Source organism: Segeticoccus sp., assembly GCF_035708005.1.
Map to the genome: position 1 here is coordinate 1 of NZ_DASSTI010000062.1, position 16,383 is coordinate 16,383.

Annotated in this window: 15 protein-coding genes and 1 pseudogene; 8 read left to right on the plus strand and 8 right to left on the minus strand. The window is 72.5% G+C overall.

Annotation, left to right across the window (positions count from 1 at the left end):
• Both VFL99_RS06865 and hflX read right to left on the minus strand, forming a co-directional pair.
• Positions 1–2,381: MGH1-like glycoside hydrolase domain-containing protein (locus tag VFL99_RS06865; RefSeq protein ID WP_325105593.1), on the minus strand; the 2,381-nt coding region annotated here is incomplete at its 3' end.
• A gap of 27 nt (positions 2,382–2,408) precedes the next feature.
• Positions 2,409–3,881, minus strand: a complete 1,473-nt coding sequence (hflX, locus tag VFL99_RS06870) for a GTPase HflX (protein ID WP_325105594.1) — start codon at positions 3,879–3,881, stop codon at positions 2,409–2,411.
• Between the two features lie 86 nt (positions 3,882–3,967).
• Between hflX and VFL99_RS06875 the strand changes: the two genes are divergently transcribed.
• Positions 3,968–4,594, plus strand: coding sequence for a class I SAM-dependent methyltransferase (locus VFL99_RS06875; RefSeq protein WP_325105595.1), 627 nt, complete (start codon positions 3,968–3,970; stop codon positions 4,592–4,594).
• A 21-nt stretch (positions 4,595–4,615) separates the two neighbouring features.
• Here the strand turns inward: VFL99_RS06875 and dapF are convergent, their stop codons facing one another.
• Both dapF and miaA read right to left on the minus strand, forming a co-directional pair.
• A complete protein-coding gene (gene dapF / locus VFL99_RS06880; RefSeq protein WP_325105596.1) occupies positions 4,616–5,491 on the minus strand; it encodes a diaminopimelate epimerase in 876 nt (291 codons plus the stop codon).
• Positions 5,484–6,458: a tRNA (adenosine(37)-N6)-dimethylallyltransferase MiaA gene (gene miaA / locus VFL99_RS06885; protein WP_325105597.1), complete on the minus strand. Its 975-nt coding sequence runs from the start codon at positions 6,456–6,458 to the stop codon at positions 5,484–5,486. Before miaA ends, dapF begins: the two co-directional genes overlap by 8 nt.
• 240 nt (positions 6,459–6,698) lie before the next feature.
• Between miaA and VFL99_RS06890 the strand changes: the two genes are divergently transcribed.
• The 5 genes from VFL99_RS06890 to VFL99_RS06910 all read left to right on the plus strand — a co-directional run bounded on the left by VFL99_RS06890 (position 6,699) and on the right by VFL99_RS06910 (position 12,214).
• Entirely contained in the window at positions 6,699–7,043 is a 345-nt protein-coding gene (locus VFL99_RS06890; protein ID WP_325105598.1) for a hypothetical protein, read from the plus strand.
• 9 nt (positions 7,044–7,052) lie between these two features.
• Positions 7,053–7,541, plus strand: coding sequence for a hypothetical protein (locus VFL99_RS06895; protein ID WP_325105599.1), 489 nt, complete (start codon positions 7,053–7,055; stop codon positions 7,539–7,541).
• Between the two features lie 67 nt (positions 7,542–7,608).
• The gene (locus tag VFL99_RS06900) at positions 7,609–8,454 is read left to right on the plus strand and encodes a pyruvate, water dikinase regulatory protein (protein ID WP_325105600.1); all 846 of its coding nucleotides are present in this window, start codon (positions 7,609–7,611) and stop codon (positions 8,452–8,454) included.
• Positions 8,455–8,541: 87 nt separating this feature from the next.
• A complete protein-coding gene (gene ppdK / locus VFL99_RS06905; RefSeq protein WP_325105601.1) occupies positions 8,542–11,241 on the plus strand; it encodes a pyruvate, phosphate dikinase in 2,700 nt (899 codons plus the stop codon).
• A 115-nt stretch (positions 11,242–11,356) separates the two neighbouring features.
• The gene (locus tag VFL99_RS06910) at positions 11,357–12,214 is read left to right on the plus strand and encodes a class I SAM-dependent methyltransferase (protein WP_325105602.1); all 858 of its coding nucleotides are present in this window, start codon (positions 11,357–11,359) and stop codon (positions 12,212–12,214) included.
• 161 nt (positions 12,215–12,375) lie between these two features.
• Here VFL99_RS06910 and VFL99_RS06915 read toward each other — a convergent pair whose 3' ends face one another.
• Genes VFL99_RS06915 through VFL99_RS06925 form a run of 3 tightly spaced genes read right to left on the minus strand, consistent with a single transcriptional unit; the run spans position 12,376 to position 15,395 of the window.
• Entirely contained in the window at positions 12,376–13,170 is a 795-nt protein-coding gene (locus tag VFL99_RS06915) for a class III extradiol ring-cleavage dioxygenase family protein (protein ID WP_325105603.1), read from the minus strand.
• A gap of 9 nt (positions 13,171–13,179) precedes the next feature.
• On the minus strand, positions 13,180–14,685 hold the full coding sequence (miaB, locus tag VFL99_RS06920; protein ID WP_325105604.1) for a tRNA (N6-isopentenyl adenosine(37)-C2)-methylthiotransferase MiaB: 1,506 nt from the start codon (positions 14,683–14,685) through the stop codon (positions 13,180–13,182).
• A gap of 26 nt (positions 14,686–14,711) precedes the next feature.
• Positions 14,712–15,395 carry an MOSC domain-containing protein gene (locus tag VFL99_RS06925; RefSeq protein ID WP_325105605.1) on the minus strand — a complete coding sequence of 228 codons (684 nt, stop codon included), beginning with the start codon at positions 15,393–15,395 and terminating at the stop codon, positions 14,712–14,714.
• Between VFL99_RS06925 and VFL99_RS06930 the strand changes: the two genes are divergently transcribed.
• A complete protein-coding gene (locus VFL99_RS06930; protein WP_325105606.1) occupies positions 15,387–15,653 on the plus strand; it encodes a hypothetical protein in 267 nt (88 codons plus the stop codon). The genes VFL99_RS06925 and VFL99_RS06930 overlap by 9 nt on opposite strands.
• Positions 15,635–16,117, plus strand: coding sequence for a group II truncated hemoglobin (locus VFL99_RS06935; protein ID WP_325105607.1), 483 nt, complete (start codon positions 15,635–15,637; stop codon positions 16,115–16,117). Before VFL99_RS06930 ends, VFL99_RS06935 begins: the two co-directional genes overlap by 19 nt.
• 5 nt (positions 16,118–16,122) lie before the next feature.
• Here the strand turns inward: VFL99_RS06935 and VFL99_RS06940 are convergent.
• A pseudogene (locus tag VFL99_RS06940) lies at positions 16,123–16,383 on the minus strand (TetR/AcrR family transcriptional regulator); the annotation flags it as partial.

Genomic DNA, 16,383 nt, shown 5'->3' on the forward strand with positions numbered 1-16,383 from the left:
GGGAACCACACCGGCCCGCGCCAGTTCGAGTTGCCGCCGAACAGTCCGGTGTCGGACTCGGCCGGCACGTAGCGCAGCGACAGCGTCGACCCGTCGACCCGGGTCGAGAACCCGTCCCGATAGACCGCCGAGAGCGAGCGGATCCCGTGCGGCGAGAGGAACTCCCGCTCGTCGAGCATCCGCGCCAGCACCCGCGGGAACCGAGCCGGGTCGACGAGTGCGAGGGTCTGCTCCGGGTGGCCAGACCGTTCGGTCGTGATGAGCGCCTCGGTCAGCTCGGGGCGGTGCTGCCGCAGCCACTGCAGCCGCGCGGTGAAGTCGGGCAGCTCGCGCGGCACCCAGTCCGGCGCCACGGTCACCCCCAGCAGCGGCAGCAGCCCCACCATCGAGCGCACCTGCAGCTGCCGCACACCATCACCCGGTTGGACGAGCGCGTCGTAGAAGAACCCGTCCTCATCGTTCCACAGCGAAACGCCTTGGGAACCAAACCGTTCCATCGCCTCGGCGATGCCGAGGAAGTGCTGGAGGAACTTCGTCGCAGCACTGTCCCAGGCGGGCTCGTGCCGCGCGAGCTCGAGCGCGATCCGCAGCATCGACAGGCAGAAGAAGCCCATCCACCCCGTGGCGTCGGACTGCTCGAGCCGCTCGCCGCCGGGCAGCGGCTCGGACCGGTCGAACAGCGCGATGTTGTCCATGCCGAGGAACCCGCCCTCGAACAGGTCCGAGCCGTCCTCGTCCTTGCGGTTGACCCACCACTCGAAGTTCAGCAGCTGCTTGGTGAACACCCGGATGAGGAAGCTGCGGTCGCGCCGCCCGTCCAGGCAGTACACCTGCCACGCCGCCCACGCGTGCACCGGCGGGTTCACGTCGGAGAAGTTCCACTCGTATGCCGGGAGCTGGCCGTTGGCATGCATCGCCCACTCCCGACACAGCAGGACGAGCTGCGCCTTCGCGAACTCCGGGTCCACGTGCGCCAGTGCGACACAGTGGAAGGCGAGGTCCCAGGTCGCGAACCACGGGTACTCCCACTCGTCCGGCATCGAGATGACGTCGGCCAGCGCCACGTGCTTCCACGAGGTGTTGCGCCCCCGCGGCTCCGGTGCGCGGCGCTGCGGCGGGGGTGGCGGTCCGGCCGGGTCACCCTCGAGCCACTGCCTGACGTCATAGCGGTAGAGCTGCTTGCCCCACAGCAGCCCGGCGAAGGCCCGGCGCGCGACCTGCCGGTCCTCCTCGGGCGGGCGCGCCGGGATCACGCTGGCGTAGAACGCGTCCGCCTCCTGCCGACGCCGGTCGAGCACCGTGTCGAACTCCGGTGTGCTGCTGCCCTTCTCGTCACCATCCCGGCGTCGCAGGCGCAGCCGGACCGTTACCGACTCCCCCGGCGCCACCGCGTCGACGTGGTACCAGAACGCCGCCTTGGTGCCCTCAGCGGCTGGATTCAGCAAGGACTCGTCCCCGTGCACGATTGCCCGGTCGACCGCGTCCTTGGGGTGCGCCGAGGCACCCGGGGGCGTGTCGCCATACAGACCCTTGAAGTTGGTCTCGTTGTCGCACACGAGGACTCGCGGATCACCCTCGGCGGTGACGAGGTAGCGACCCAGCCACCCGTGCTCGGCCTGCACCGCAACCCCAGCACGAGCACCCGCCCCGGCGCCCTCGCCCGCGTCGACCACCCGCAGGGAGGGCCGCCGGTCATCAGCCCCCCACGACCAGGTGTTGCGGAACCACAACTGCGGGACCAGGTCCAGCGGCGCGGGGTCCGGTCCCCGGTTGGTCGCCGTCACCTCGACACAGATGTCGGTCGGCGAGGCCTTGGCGTGCGTGGTGACGACGTCGAAGAACCGGTCGTCGGCCAGCACGCCCGTGTCGCTGAGCTCGAACTCCTCATCCCCCCGGCCGCGCCGGCCGTTCTCGGCGACCAGCTCGGCATACGGAAAGCGTTGCTGTGGATAGCGATACAACGACTGCGCCCACGAATGGGTAGGGGTGGCGTCGAGCGCCCACCAGTACTCCTTGGCGTCCTCGCCGTGGTTGCCCTGGGCGTTGGTCAGGCCGAAGTAGCGTTCCTTGAGCCGGTCGTCCTGCCCGTTCCACAGGGCGACGGCGAGGTTGAGGAAGCCGAACCGGTCGCAGATGCCGGCGATCCCGTCCTCACCCCAGCGGTAGGCGCGCCGGTGCGCGTGGTCGAACGGGAAGGAGGCCCAGGCGTCGCCGTCGGCGGAGTAGTCCTCGCGCACGGTCCCCCACTGCCGCCCGGAGACGTAGGGACCCCACAGCTTCCACGGGTCGTCGTCACTCGGCGCCTCGGCGAGCCGGCGGTGCTCCGGGGTCTGCTGGCCATCCTGCGGGCCGGTCGGGGTCGAGGCGGCGTTGGCGGTCACGCCCCACACTGTGCCACGCGGGAAATCTCAGACGGCGTATGCCGCGAGCTCGTCCACCAGCGTCGGGCCCACCTTGGCGGCCACGCGGGTGCCGTCGGCAGTGTGCTCGCTGGTGAGCACCTCACCCTCGTCGTGCAGCCGGCTGAGCAGGTCGCCGCGGTTGTAGGGCAGCAGCACGTCGACGGCGATGTCGGGGTGCGGCAGCTCGCGGTCGATGAGCTCGCGCAGCTCCTCGATCCCCGCGCCGGTGTGCGCCGAGACCGCGATCGCGTGCTTCTCGTGGCGCAGCAGCCGCTGGACCACCTCGGGGTCGGCCGCGTCGACCTTGTTGACGACGACGACCTCCTTGACCTCACCGGCACCGACGTCGGCGAGCACCGCGCGCACCGCGGAGATCTGCCCCTCGGGGTCGGGGTGCGAGCCGTCGACCACGTGCAGCAGCAGGTCGGAGTCGCTGACCTCCTCCAGCGTGGAGCGGAACGCCTCGACCAGCTGGTGCGGCAGCGAGCGGACGAAGCCGACCGTGTCGGACAGCGTGTAGGCGCGACCGTCCTCGGTCTCGGCCCGGCGCACGGTCGGGTCCAAGGTGGCGAACAGCTGGTTCTCCACCAGCACACCCGCGCCGGTCAGCCGGTTGAGCAGCGAGGACTTGCCGGCGTTGGTGTAACCGGCGATCGCCACGCTCGGCACCCCGCCCGCGCGGCGGCTGTGCCGCTTGGTGTCGCGGGTGGTCTTCATGCCGACGATCTCGCGCTTGAGCTTGGCGATGCGCTGGTTGATCCGCCGCCGGTCCAGCTCGATCTTGGTCTCGCCGGGGCCACGGGAGCCCATGCCCTGACCGCCGGCTGCCTGGCCACCGGCCTGCCGGGACATCGACTCACCCCAGCCACGCAGCCGCGGCAGGAGGTACTGCAGCTGGGCCAGCTCGACCTGGGCCTTGCCCTCCTTGCTCTTGGCGTGCTGGGCGAAGATGTCGAGGATCAGCGCCGTCCGGTCGATGACCTTGACCTTGACGATGTCCTCCAGCGCGCGCCGCTGGCTCGGCGCCAGCTCGCTGTCGCAGATGACGGTGTCGGCGCCCTCGGCCAGGACGATGTCGCGCAGCTCGGCGGCCTTGCCGGCGCCGAGGTAGGTGCCCGCGTCCGGCCGCATGCGGCGCTGGAGCACCCCGTCGAGGACCTGCGACCCGGCGGTCTCGGCCAGGGCGGCGAGCTCGCGCAGGGAGTTCTCGGCATCCTCGAAGGTGCCCTCGCTCCACACGGCGGCGAGCACGACGCGTTCGAGGCGCAGCTGGCGGTACTCGACCTCGGTGACGTCCTGCAGCTCGGTCGACAGGCCGCTGACGCGGCGCAGCGCCCGGCGCTCCTCGCGGTCGAGCTGCTCGCCGTCGTAGTCGAGGATGGTGTCGTCCCAACCGTCGGCGTGGTCGTCGGTGGGGGACGAAGCGGCACCCAGGGCCGAGGCCCGGGTGCCGAAGAGATCACGGTGCTTGGTGGTCATGTCCTCCTCAGGGTCTCACCTGCAGAACGCCGACGGCGAGTTCTTTATGCCGTCGTGACCTGCCCGCGCCGGTACCGTGAGCGCCGATGACCGCGTCCTCCGACCACTACTTCAGCGCCCGGCCGGCCAGCTCCGGCGAGCGGCGCTCCCTGCACGTGCACCTCGCGGGCCGGCACCTCACCGTGCGCACGGCCCCCGGGGTGTTCTGCCCCGAGCGCCTCGACCTCGGCACGCGGGTGCTGCTCGAGCACGTCCCCGACCCGCCGGGGACCGGCACGCTGCTGGACCTGGGCTGCGGCTGGGGCCCCGTCGCCCTCACCCTCGGCCTGCTCTCCCCCGATGCCGAGGTGTGGGCGGTCGACGTCAACGAGCGCGCCCTCGACCTGACCCGCGAGAACGCCCGCGCCGCAGGGGTCGAGCGCCTGCACGCCGCCCCGCCCGAGGACGTCCCCGGGGACCTGGTCTTCGAGCAGATCTGGTCCAACCCGCCGATCCGGGTCGGCAAGCAGGTGCTCCACGAGCTGCTGCTCACCTGGCTGCCCAGGCTGGCCGCCGGTGGCACGGCATACCTCGTCGTGCAGCGGAACCTGGGCTCGGACTCGCTGCAGAAGTGGCTCGCCCGGGAGCTGGACGGCCGCTGGCCCGGGGACTTCGAGGTGAGCCGGCACTCCAGCGCCAAGGGGTTCCGGGTGTTGCAGGTGGACCGCCGCTGACCCGCCGTCGTCTCTGCGGCGTCAGGCCAGGGTGGTCGTCCCGTCGGCCACGAGCACGGCCTTGCCGGCCAGCTCGACCCGCTGCCCCTCGAGCGCCCGCACGCGCAGGCCACCACCGGGCACGTCGACCCACCACGTCGTGTTGTGCGCCGTCTCCCCCGCCCACCAGCGGGTCGCGAGCGCCGCAGCAGCGGCGCCGGTGCCGCACGAGCGGGTCTCCCCGACGCCGCGTTCGTGCACCCGCATCGCGATGTGCCCGGCGGCGAGCGGCCGGACCAGCTCGACGTTGGTGCCGTGCGCGGGCCGCGGCATCACCTCGGGCGCCTCACGGAGCCGGACGCGCTCCAGGTCGACCTCGTCGGGCAGCGCGACCACGGTGTGCGGGTTGCCCAGGTCGATCGACAGCCCGGGCAGCGGGTCGAGCCCGGCGACCTTGACCATCGCGTCGGAGCCCTTCTGCTGCGCGGCCTCGCGGTCGGCGAGGCGCCACGGGCCGAGGTCGACGGCGATCAGCTCACCCTCGAAGCGCACCACCTTGACCCCGGCGCGGGTGGCGATCGCGAACTCGTCGGCGGTCTCGAGGCCCTCACGGCGCAGGTAGGTCGCGAACACCCGCGTCCCGTTGCCGCACATCTCGGCGAGGCCGCCGTCGGCGTTGCGGTAGTCCATGAACCACCGCGCCTCACCCGCCTGCTCGCGCACCGACTCCTCGGTGGCGGCGGACGTCGGGACCACGCGGATCACGCCGTCGCCGCCGATGCCGGCGCGCCGGTTCGCCAGTGCCCGCACCTGCTGCGCGGTCAGGTCGTCGCTGCCGTCGAGGTCGGGCACGAGGACGAAGTCGTTCTCGGTGCCGTGTCCCTTGGTGAACGCCCGCCCGGGCCGCCCGTCAGTCATCACGCCCCATTGTCGTTCCCTCCTGCGCCGCGCGGCGCACCGCCTCCAGGGCCCGGTCGACCAGCTTGGGGTCGTCGTGGCCCAGCCACGTGATGCGCGGGTCCGGCCGGAACCACGACTGCTGCCGCCGCGCGAGCCGCCGCGTCGCGGTCGCGGTCTGCTCCTGCGCCTCCTGCGCCGACAACTCGCCGCCGAGGTGCGCCAGTGCCTCCCGGTAGCCCAGCGCCTTGCTGGCCGTGCGGCCCTCACGCAGCCCCTGCCGGTCCAGCTCACGGACCTCGTCCAGCAGCCCGGCCGCCCACATCCGCTCCACCCGGCGCCCGATCCGCTCGTCCAGCTCCTCCCGCGGCACCCGCAGGCCGAGCACCACGGTCGGTGCCACGAACTCGCGGGCGGGCATCGTGGCCGAGAACGGTCGGCCGGTCAGCGTGATGACCTCCAGCGCCCGCACCAGCCGTCGCCCGTTGGCCGGCTCGATCTGCTCGGCCGCGGTCGGGTCGAGCCGGCCCAGTCGGGCGTGCATCGCCCGCGCCCCCCAGCGGGCCAGCTCCCCCTCGAAGTGCTGGCGCACCGCCGGGTCGGTCGGTGGGATCTCCAGCCGGTCCAGGGCCGCCCGCACGTACAGTCCCGACCCGCCCACCAGCAGGGGCAGCGCGTCGCGTTCCCGGATCGCCGCCAGGTCCGCCCGTGCCGCCCGCTGGTATGCCGCCACGCTGGCTTCCGCGCGCACGTCCAGCACGTCGAGCTGGTGGTGCGGGATGCCGCGGCGCTCGGTCGGCGGGAGCTTCGCGGTGCCGATGTCCATCCCGCGGTAGAGCTGCATCGCGTCGGCGTTGACCACCTCACCGCCGAGCCGCTGCGCCAGCTCGAGGCCCAGCTCGGACTTGCCGCTGGCCGTCGGACCCACCACGGCCACGACCGGCAGCGTCGAGGGGACCGGCGGGGACGGGTCCGACGCGGCGCTCATGGCCCGCAGTCTGGCAGAACCCGCACGCCGGCCGGCCCGTGCTCGCGACTCCGGCCGTCCCCGTGCGGGCAGCCCAGCTGGGGCCGGACAGCGGTTGAGGACGGGCCGCCCGGGTAGGAGGGTGGACGTGCGGCGGCGCGTGCACGGCATACCGGCGTGTCCGCGGGCATGGCTGGTCCCGGACCGGCGCTGCCGGGCACCGCGGCCGCACGTGACCGCACCGACGAACGGGAGTTGAGCATGAGCCAGCAGGACCAGGGACAGCCGACCGGCTCGGGCGCCGCCTCGGACGCCTCGGGCAGCGAGCAGCAGCAGGGCTCCGGCTACCGGCAGACCGACGACTCCGGGACTGTGACCGGCGGCGCGGACAGCATGGGCGACCTCGGCAGCCACAGCGCCGGGGAGCAGTCGACCGGCGGGGCCGGTGGCGGCGGGCACGCCCCGGAGTCGGTCACCGACAGCGGCAAGGGCAGCGTCGACGGGGCGCCCAACACGACGTCCAGCACCAGCGGGGTGGCCGAGGGGATTACCGGCCCGGAGTGGGTGCGGGAGCACGGCACGCCCGGCGCGGGCGACCAGAAGTGAGGACCGGACGTGAGTGACAGCAGCAGCACCGGCAGCGGCCAGGGATCCGGCGGCCAGGGATCCGGCGGCCAGGGCACCGGCCGCGGTCAGGTCAGTGAGGGTGGCTTCCAGTCCGACACCGGCACCGGCCCGCACATCGCGACCACGCCGTCGGGCGGGGCCAACCAGGCAGGCGCGGCCTCGGACGGCAGCAACGAGATGACCTACCACGGCGGCGACACCGGTGCGGGCGCCGGTGGTCTCCTGCCCGGGCGGCAGGAGGAAGCCAAGGAGGAGCTGGCCGCCGAGGCGCTCGACGGCGACGCGGTCCCCTCGGGCACGGGCCGGGACACCGCCCAGATCGCCGAGCCGGCGGGCACCGGGACCCCGCCGCTGACCAACGTGCCGGCGGACCGTCCCGGCCCGGAGGCGGCCAAGGTCAATGCGCCCGACGACCGCGACGACCCCGACGACACCGACGAGGAGGACGAGGGAGACGAACCGGTCGCACCCGTCTGACCTGCCACCGGCGGAGCCATGCAAGACGTGGCGGCGAGTCCGATTGCTGTGTCGCTAGCCTGTGCCCATGTCGTCGGCTCCCATCGAGATCCACGTCATCGCCGACTCCACCGGCGACACGGCGGCGCGCGTGGCTCGAGCGGCCCAGGCGCAGTTCGTCTCCCACCCGACGCGGATCATCCGCCACCCCCGGATCATGACCGCCGAGGGCCTGCGGATGGTCTTCGACCGGATGGAGTCCGACGGCTCCAAGCACGTCGCCGTCTTCTCCACCCTCGTCGACGACGGGTTGCGCGCCCTGCTCACCGAGCTCTGCGAGGACCTGCACGTGGCGCACTGCGACCTGCTCGGGCCGGCGCTCGAGACGCTCGAGCAGGTCAGCGGCGATCGCGCCGAGCGCGTGCCGGCCCGGCCGGTCGGGATCGACCCGGACTACTTCAAGCGCATCGCCGCGATGGAGTTCGCCGTCAAGAACGACGACGGGCAGCTGCCGGAGAAGCTCGCCGACAGCGACATCGTCCTGGTCGGGGTCTCCCGGTCGGGCAAGACCCCGCTGTCGATGTACCTCGGCTACCTCGGCCACCGCACCGCCAACGTGCCGCTGGTGCGCGGGATCCCGGCGCCGCCCCAGCTGTTCGACCTACCGCGGTGGAAGGTCGTGGCGCTCACCATCGACCCCGAGCGCCTGTCCAAGATCCGCGGCCGCCGGGTCAAGGCGCTGGGCGCCGGCCGCGGCCGCGACGGCTACGCCGAGCTGACCCGGATCTACGACGAGCTCGACGAGGCCAGCGCGGTCATCCGCCGCCTCGGCTGCCCGGTGATCGACACCACCTCACTGGCACTGGAGGAGGCCGCCGGCCGGGTGATCGAGCTCGTGGACGACCGCCGCCGACGCTCCGGCGCCGCGCCCTGAGCCCATGACCTGACCCCGGACCCCATGACCTGACCCCGCTGCCTACCGCAACCACCCCGCCCGAGCGGGCCAATCAAGGAGAACGCATTGACCAGCACGAGCAACGCGAGCACCACTGCCCCCCGGGACGAGGAGGCCCGCGCCATCTACGACCTCTCCGAGGGCAGCATCGAGATGAAGCCGCTGCTCGGCGGCAAGGGCGCCAACGTCGCCGAGATGATGCGCCTCGGGGTGCCCGTCCCCGACGGGTTCACGGTCACCACCGCCGCCTGCGTGGAGGCGATGGACAAGGGTGGTGAGTGGCCCGAGGGCCTGTGGGACGGCATACAGGAGGCGCTGGGGCGGCTCGAGGAGCGGACCGGTCGCAAGCTGGGCGCGGCCGAGAACCCGCTGCTGGTGTCGGTGCGCTCGGGCGCGGTCATCTCGATGCCGGGGATGATGGACACGATCCTCAACCTGGGCATCAGCGACGAGTCGGTCGAGGCCCTCGGCAAGGAGGCGGACAGCCCGCGCTTCGCCTGGGACGCCTACCGCCGGTTCATCCAGATGTATGGCGAGGTCGTCGAGCAGGTGCCCGCGCACGTCTACGAGGACGCGCTCGCGGCCATGAAGTCCGACCGCGGGGTGGAGCAGGACACCGAGCTGAGCGCCGAGGACCTGCAGGAGCTGGTGCAGCAGTTCAAGGACCTCTCCCGCGAGCACATGGGCGAGGAGCTGCCCACCGACCCCCGCGAGCAGCTGCGCCGGTCCGTCGACGCCGTCTTCAAGTCCTGGCTGAACCCGCGCGCCGGGGTCTACCGCAAGGCCAACGGCATCCCGGACGACCTCGGCACGGCGGTCAACGTCATGCAGATGGTGTTCGGCAACCGCGGCGACACCTCCGCGACCGGCGTGTGCTTCACCCGCAACCCGGCCACCGGCGCCAAGGAGCTCTACGGCGAGTTCCTGCTCAACGCCCAGGGCGAGGACGTGGTCGCGGGCGTGCGCACCCCCAAGCCGCTCGCCGAGATGGAGCAGGTGCTGCCGGACGCGTTCCGCGAGCTCGTCGACACGATGAAGCGGCTCGAGGAGCACTACGGCGACATGCAGGACATGGAGTTCACCGTCGAGGAGGGCAAGCTCTACCTGCTGCAGACCCGCAACGGCAAGCGCACCGCCTCGGCCGCGTTCAAGGTCGCCCGCGACATGGTCGAGGAGGGCGTGCTCACCCGCGAGCAGGCGCTGCGCCGGATCGAGCCGGCCCAGCTGGACCAGCTGCTGCACCCGGCGATCGACCCCGAGCACGGCCAGGAGCCGATCACCAAGGGGCTCAACGCCTCCCCCGGTGCCGCGGTCGGCGAGGTCGTGTTCGACGCCGAGACCGCCGAGCGCCGGGGCAAGGCCGGCGACGCGGTCGTGCTGGTGCGCTGGGAGACCTCACCGGACGACATCGGCGGCGTCATCGTCGCCCAGGGTGTGCTCACCGCCCACGGCGGTATGACGTCCCACGCCGCCGTGGTGGCCCGCGGGATGGGCAAGCCCTGTGTCGCGGGGGCGTCGGGCCTCAAGATCGACGCCAAGGGCAAGACGCTGACGATCGGGTCCACCACCTTGCGTGAGGGCGACACGATCACCCTCGACGGCTCGACCGGCGAGGTCTACGAGGGCGCGCTGAAGCTGGTCCCGCCGCAGGTGAACGAGGACTTCTCCACCATCGTCGGGTGGGCCGACGAGGTGCGCCGGCTGCAGGTGCGGGCCAACGCCGACAACGGCGACGACGCCAAGCGGGCGCGGGAGTTCGGCGCCCAGGGCATCGGTCTGTGCCGCACCGAGCACATGTTCATGGACGAGTCCCGGCTGCCCGCGGTGCGCCGGATGATCCTCGCCGAGTCCGACGAGGAGCGAGAGGCGGCCCTGGCCGAGATCCTGCCGATGCAGCAGTCGGACTTCGAGGAGATCTTCACGGCGATGTCCGGGCTGCCGGTGACCGTGCGGCTGCTGGACCCGCCGCTGCACGAGTTCCTGCCCAACCTCGTCGACCAGGCCCTGCACGTGCAGCGGCTGGAGCTGCAGGACGGTGACCAGCGGGAGCTCGCCGAGGCGCGGCACCTGCTGGCGCAGGTCAAGAAGCTCACCGAGCAGAACCCGATGCTCGGCACGCGCGGCGTGCGGCTGGCGCTGATGTACCCGGAGATCCCGCAGATGCAGGTGCGGGCCATCGTCCGGGCCGCCTTGAAGGTCAAGGCCGACGGCGGGGACCCGCACGTCGAGATCATGGTGCCGCTCGTGGCGTTCGACGAGGAGCTGCGCCGGATGCGCGAGATCATCGACGAGACCGTCGCCGAGGAGCTCGAGCAGGCCGGGCAGGAGCTGCCCTACACCGTCGGCACGATGATCGAGCTGCCCCGGGCCGCGCTGCGGGCGGACGAGATCGCCGAGCACGCCGACTTCTTCAGCTTCGGCACGAACGACCTGACGCAGACCGGCATCGGCATCTCCCGCGACGACGCCGAGGGCGCGTTCCTGTCGCTCTACGTCGACCAGGACATCGTCAAGCGGAACCCGTTCTCCTCGATCGACCGGGACGGCGTCGGCGACCTGGTGCGGATCGGCTGTGAGCGCGGGCGCTCGGTCAAGCCGGACCTCAAGCTCGGCGTCTGCGGTGAGCACGGTGGCGACCCGGCGTCGATCGGGCTGTTCAACGAGATCGGCCTGACCTACGTGTCCTGCTCGCCGTACCGCGTGCCGATCGCCCGGTTCGCCGCCGCGCTGGCCGTGCTCGACCAGCGCGAGCGCGACGAGCAGTAGCCCCCACCCCGCACTGACGACCTCGTGTGTGGCGTTTCCAAGGCGTCGAGCCACGCGAAACGCCACACACGGCGTCGTCAGTCGCCAGGGCCAACGGCCCGTAGGCTCGGCTGTCGTGACGGACTACCTCGACCTGAACCGCGCCAACTGGGACGAGCGGGCGCCGGCACACGCCGCCTCGCCGGACTACCGCGTGGAGCGGTTCGTGAGCGACCCGGCATACCTCTCGGAGGTGGTGCGCTTCGACCAGCCGCGGCTCGGTGGGGTGAGCGGGCTGGACGCCGTGCACCTGCAGTGCCACATCGGGACCGACACCTTGTCGCTGCACCGGTTGGGTGCCCACGTCACGGGGCTGGACTTCTCGGCGGCCTCGATCGAGCAGGCGCGGGCGCTCGCGCAGCGGGCCGGCGCACCGATCGACTACGTCGAGAGCGACGTCTACGGCGCGGTCGAGGCGCTGGGCGGGCGGCCCTTCGACCTCGTCTACACCGGCGTCGGCGCCCTGTGCTGGCTGCCGGACATCCGCCGCTGGGCGCAGGTCGTCGCCGCGCTGCTGCGGCCGGGCGGACGGCTGCACCTGCGCGAGGGGCACCCGATGCTGTGGGCGCTCGACGAGACCGATCCGTCCGGGAAGCTGGTGGTCGGCTACCCGTACTTCGAGACCGCCGAACCGCTCGTCTGGGACGACGGGTCCACCTACGTCGAGACCGACCACGAGTTTGCGTCGACGGTGACGCACGAGTGGAACCACGGGCTCGGCGAGATCGTCACGGCGCTGCTCGAGGAGGGGCTCCGGCTGACGATGCTGGTCGAGCACGACACCGTCCCGTGGGAGGCGCTGCCCGGGCAGATGGAGCTCGTCGACGCACCGGCCGGCCCCGGCACCAGCGACACGGTCCGCGAGTGGCGGCTGCGCGAGCGGCCGGAGCGGCTGGCCGCGTCCTACACGCTCCAGGCCGTCAAACCCGCCTGATCTTGACCCACCCCGGGCACTGACCTTGACCCACCCCGGGCACTGACGACGCCGTGGGTGGCGTTTCGCCTCGGGATCGAGGCCCGAAACGCCACCGACGAGGTCGTCGGTCGGAGGGGGCGTCGGTCGGAGGGGGCGGCGCTCAGGCTGGAGCGCGGCGCTCAGGCTGGGGCACGGTGCCAGTCGGCGACGAACCACCCCACGCCGTATGGCGACCCGCGCCACCGCAGGTCGGCTCGCCACGGTGCCCCGCGGCTGGCGACCGCCAAGGCCGGCCAGAGCCCGGCGCCCTCGGCGGACAGGTCGGTGCCCGCCGCGGAGTCGAGCGCTGCCACGGCCTCGGGGTCGCCCGAGGCCAGCGCGGCACAAACGGATTCGTCGTAGGCGGCCGCCTGCGGCGCCAGGGCGGCCGGGTCCTCGGGACCGTGCGGCGCGGCGCCGCCGGCAACGAGGACGAGCCCGACAGGCGCGAGATCGTGCTCGAGGGTGTGGCCGTAGCCGGCAGCGGCACCCGGCGTGACGGTCACCCAGAGCGTCTCGGACCACAGCTCCTTGGTGGCCGGCTCGGCGCGGGCGACCTCGCCGCACAGGGCCCGGGCGACGAGCAGCGGTGTGGGCACGAGCGACTCGTCGGCCGGTCGCTCCCCCGGCACGTGGGGCAAGGGTGGTCGGGCCCCGGGTAGCGCGGCGAGCTCCACGGACGGCCCGAAGGAGCGGTCGACCAGTTTCCCGGCCAGGTCGTGCGAGCGCGACCCGGCCTCGTCGGCCGGGTCTCCCTCGGCGACGACGACCAGCCGGCCGATCGGCCGGCCCCCCGAGCCGAGGAGCCGGGTCAGCACGGACGCGACTGCGGCACAGGCCGATTCGCGCGCAGGGGCGACGTCCGAGTCGGCATCTCCCACGACTCCGGGCAGCAGTGCCGGGGTCCCGGGGACCACGGCGGCAGCGACGAGCACGGCGGGCGGTCAGTGCGCGCCGCAGGCGGGTGCAGCGGCGGCGAGGGGGGCCGGCTTGCCGAGGGACGGCATACCGAGGCTGACCTTGGGCCGGCCGGGCTCGGGCTGGTCCTGCAACGCGGCCCAGGCGTCGCCGCCGGCGCTCCGGCGCACCCGGTACGTGCCACCCCTCACGCCCGAGTCGGCGACGAGGTGGTGCGGAGCCCCGTAGGTGACGTCGACCTCGACCAGATCACCGGGCCGGGGCCGCTCGGCACCCTCCGGCACGGCGAAGTGCACCAGCCGGTTGTCGCGGGCCCGGCCGGAGAGCCGGTCGGTCTCGGCGTCCTTGCGTCCCTCCCCGGTGGCGACGAGGACCTCGACCGTGGAGCCCTCGAGGGCGCGGTTGCCGGCCCAGGAGACCTCCTCCTGCACCTCGATGAGCCGGTCGTAGCGGTCCTGCACGACGGCCTTCGGCACCTGCCCGTCCATCTCGGCGGCGGGCGTGCCGGGGCGGATGGAGTACTGGAAGGTGAACGCGCTGGAGAACCGCGACGCGCGCACCACGTCCAGCGTCGCCTGGAAGTCCTCCTCCGTCTCCCCCGGGAAGCCCACGATGATGTCGGTGGTGATGGCGGCGTCCGGGATCCGCTCCCGCACGCGGTCCAGGATGCCGAGGAACTTCTTGCTGCGGTAGGAGCGGCGCATCGCCTTGAGCACGGCGTCGGAGCCGGACTGCAGCGGCATGTGCAGGCTCGGCATGACGTTCGGCGTCTCGGCCATCGCGTCGATGACGTCGTCGGTGAAGGCGGCCGGGTGCGGGCTGGTGAAGCGCACCCGCTCCAGCCCCTCGATCTCGCCGCACGCCCGCAGCAGCTTGCCGAACGCCTGCCGGTCGCCGAACTCCACGCCGTAAGTGTTGACGTTCTGCCCCAGCAGCGTCACCTCGACCACGCCCTGCGCGACGAGGGCCTCGATCTCGGCGAGGATCTCGCCGGGCCGTCGGTCGGCCTCCTTGCCGCGCAGGCTGGGCACGATGCAGAACGTGCACGTGTTGTTGCACCCCACCGAGATGGAGACCCAAGCGCTGTATGCCGAGTCGCGTCGCGTGGGCAGCGTGGACGGGAAGGTCTCGAGGGACTCGAGGATCTCGACCTCGGCGCGCTTGTTGTGCCGGGCGCGATCGAGGAGGGCCGGCAACGAGCCGATGTTGTGGGTGCCGAAGACGACGTCGACCCACGGCGCCTTGTCGACGATGGTCGAGCGGTCCTTCTGGGCCAGGCAGCCGCCGACGGCGATCTGCATGTCGGGGTTTCGCTGCTTCACCGGGCGGAGCTGGCCGAGGTTGCCGTAGAGCTTGTTGTCGGCGTTCTCCCGCACGGCGCAGGTGTTGAAGACGACGACGTCGGCGGCCTCGGGCCGCTCCGGCAGGCTGGCTACGTCCACGTAGCCGGCCGTCTCCAGCAGCCCGGCGAGGCGCTCGGAGTCGTGCACGTTCATCTGGCACCCGTGGGTGCGGACCTCATACGTCTTCATCGCGCCCACCAGCGTACGTGGTGGGCCTACCTGGCCACGTCCGCGGCGTAGTTCTCCCGGCGGGCGATCTGCTCGAGCGTCTCCTGGGGGAGGAACTCCTCGGCGGCGAGCAGCCCGGGCAACAGGTCCTTGTCGGTGGTGAGGGCGCGGAACATCGTGGTGACGGTGACGTCGTGGTCCGGGCGGCGGGTGACCCGGACCTCATCGCCCGCCCGGACGGTGCCGGGTCGGACGATGGCCAGGTAGGCACCGGGCCGGGCGACCCGCGTGAACGTCGGCAGCCAGCCCTTCTCCCCCATCCAGCCGCGGAACGTGCGGCACGGGATGCGCGGGCAGGTCACGACCAGCTCGACGCCGTCGTCACCGACCTCCCAGCGCTCGCCGATGAGGGCGTCGTTGACCTGCAGGCCGGTGGTGGTGAAGTTCTCGCCGAAGGTGCCGTTCGGCAGGTGGCGGCCGAGCCGCTGCTCCCAGTCATCGAGGTCCTCGCGGGTGAAGGCGTAGACCGCCTGCTCGTCGCCGCCGTGGTTCTTGCGGTCGCCGACGAAGTCGCCGACCAGGCCGCTGCCGATGCCGTCCACGTGCTTGGCACCGGGTGCCCGCAGCTGCACCGGGCCCTCCTGCGGCCGCTTGTCGATGCCGGTCCGGCCCGCCCAGGTGTGCTCGGAGACCAGGGGCGCGCCGATGTTCACGGAAAGCAGGTGGGGCACCCGGTCAGGGTAGCGACGCTGTCGGTGCCGGTCGGCATACATTTGGGCGTGGTCAGCAGCCTTCGCTTCGAGGAGCACCTCACGGCCATCGAGGCGGCCGGCAACCTCCGTGGCGAGGGGCCCGCCGCTCCGGAGGCGGAAGAGGTCCGCGCCGTGGTCGCGGCCGCCGAGGTGAGCTCGTGCACGCCGCCGCGTTCACTCTGCTTCGCGACCGTGCGGTGCGCTGCCATGCTGGACCCGTGCACGACGACGAGCTAACCGTCTACGAAGCGGCCGGTGGCGCGGCGGGCCTGCTGCGCCTGTCCCGCGCGTGGCACGAGCGGGTCATGGCCGACGAGGTGGTGAGCCACGCCTTCAGCCACGGCTACCACCCGCAGCACAGCGAGCGACTGGCGGCCTACTGGGGAGAGGCGCTCGGTGGGCCGGCCACGTTCTCCGCGCAGTACGGCGACGAGACATCGGTGGTGCGGATGCACAGCGGCAACGGTCCGCACGAGGAGATGAACCGCCGGGCGATCGAGTGTTTCGACCAGGCGCTGGTGGATGCCGGCCTGGCCGATGACGACCGGCTGCGGCAGGTGCTGCACGACTACTGGGCTTGGGCGACGACCACGTCTATGTACCGCTACCACGAGTCCGCCGACGCCGTCCCGAACGGACTCCCCCTGCCGCGCTGGTCCTGGGACGGCCTCGACCCGGCGACCGCGCCACCGGGGACCTGACGGGATCATCCCGGGGACAGGAGTCCCGCGAGGGTGTGGAAGACGTAGTCGCCGAACCGCTCGAGCGACCATCCCCGGCGAACCACGAGCAGCTCGTACATCTCCGGCGCCGTCACGGACCACATCAGGTCCGCCGCGGTCTGCACGGAGACGTCCGCCCGCAGGTGCCCGGCATCCCGCAGGAATCGTGCGTTCTCCGTCATGCGCTCGTGGCGTGCCCCGTCCAGCTCGTCGAGCAAGCGACGCAGGTCCGGGTCGAGGCTGGC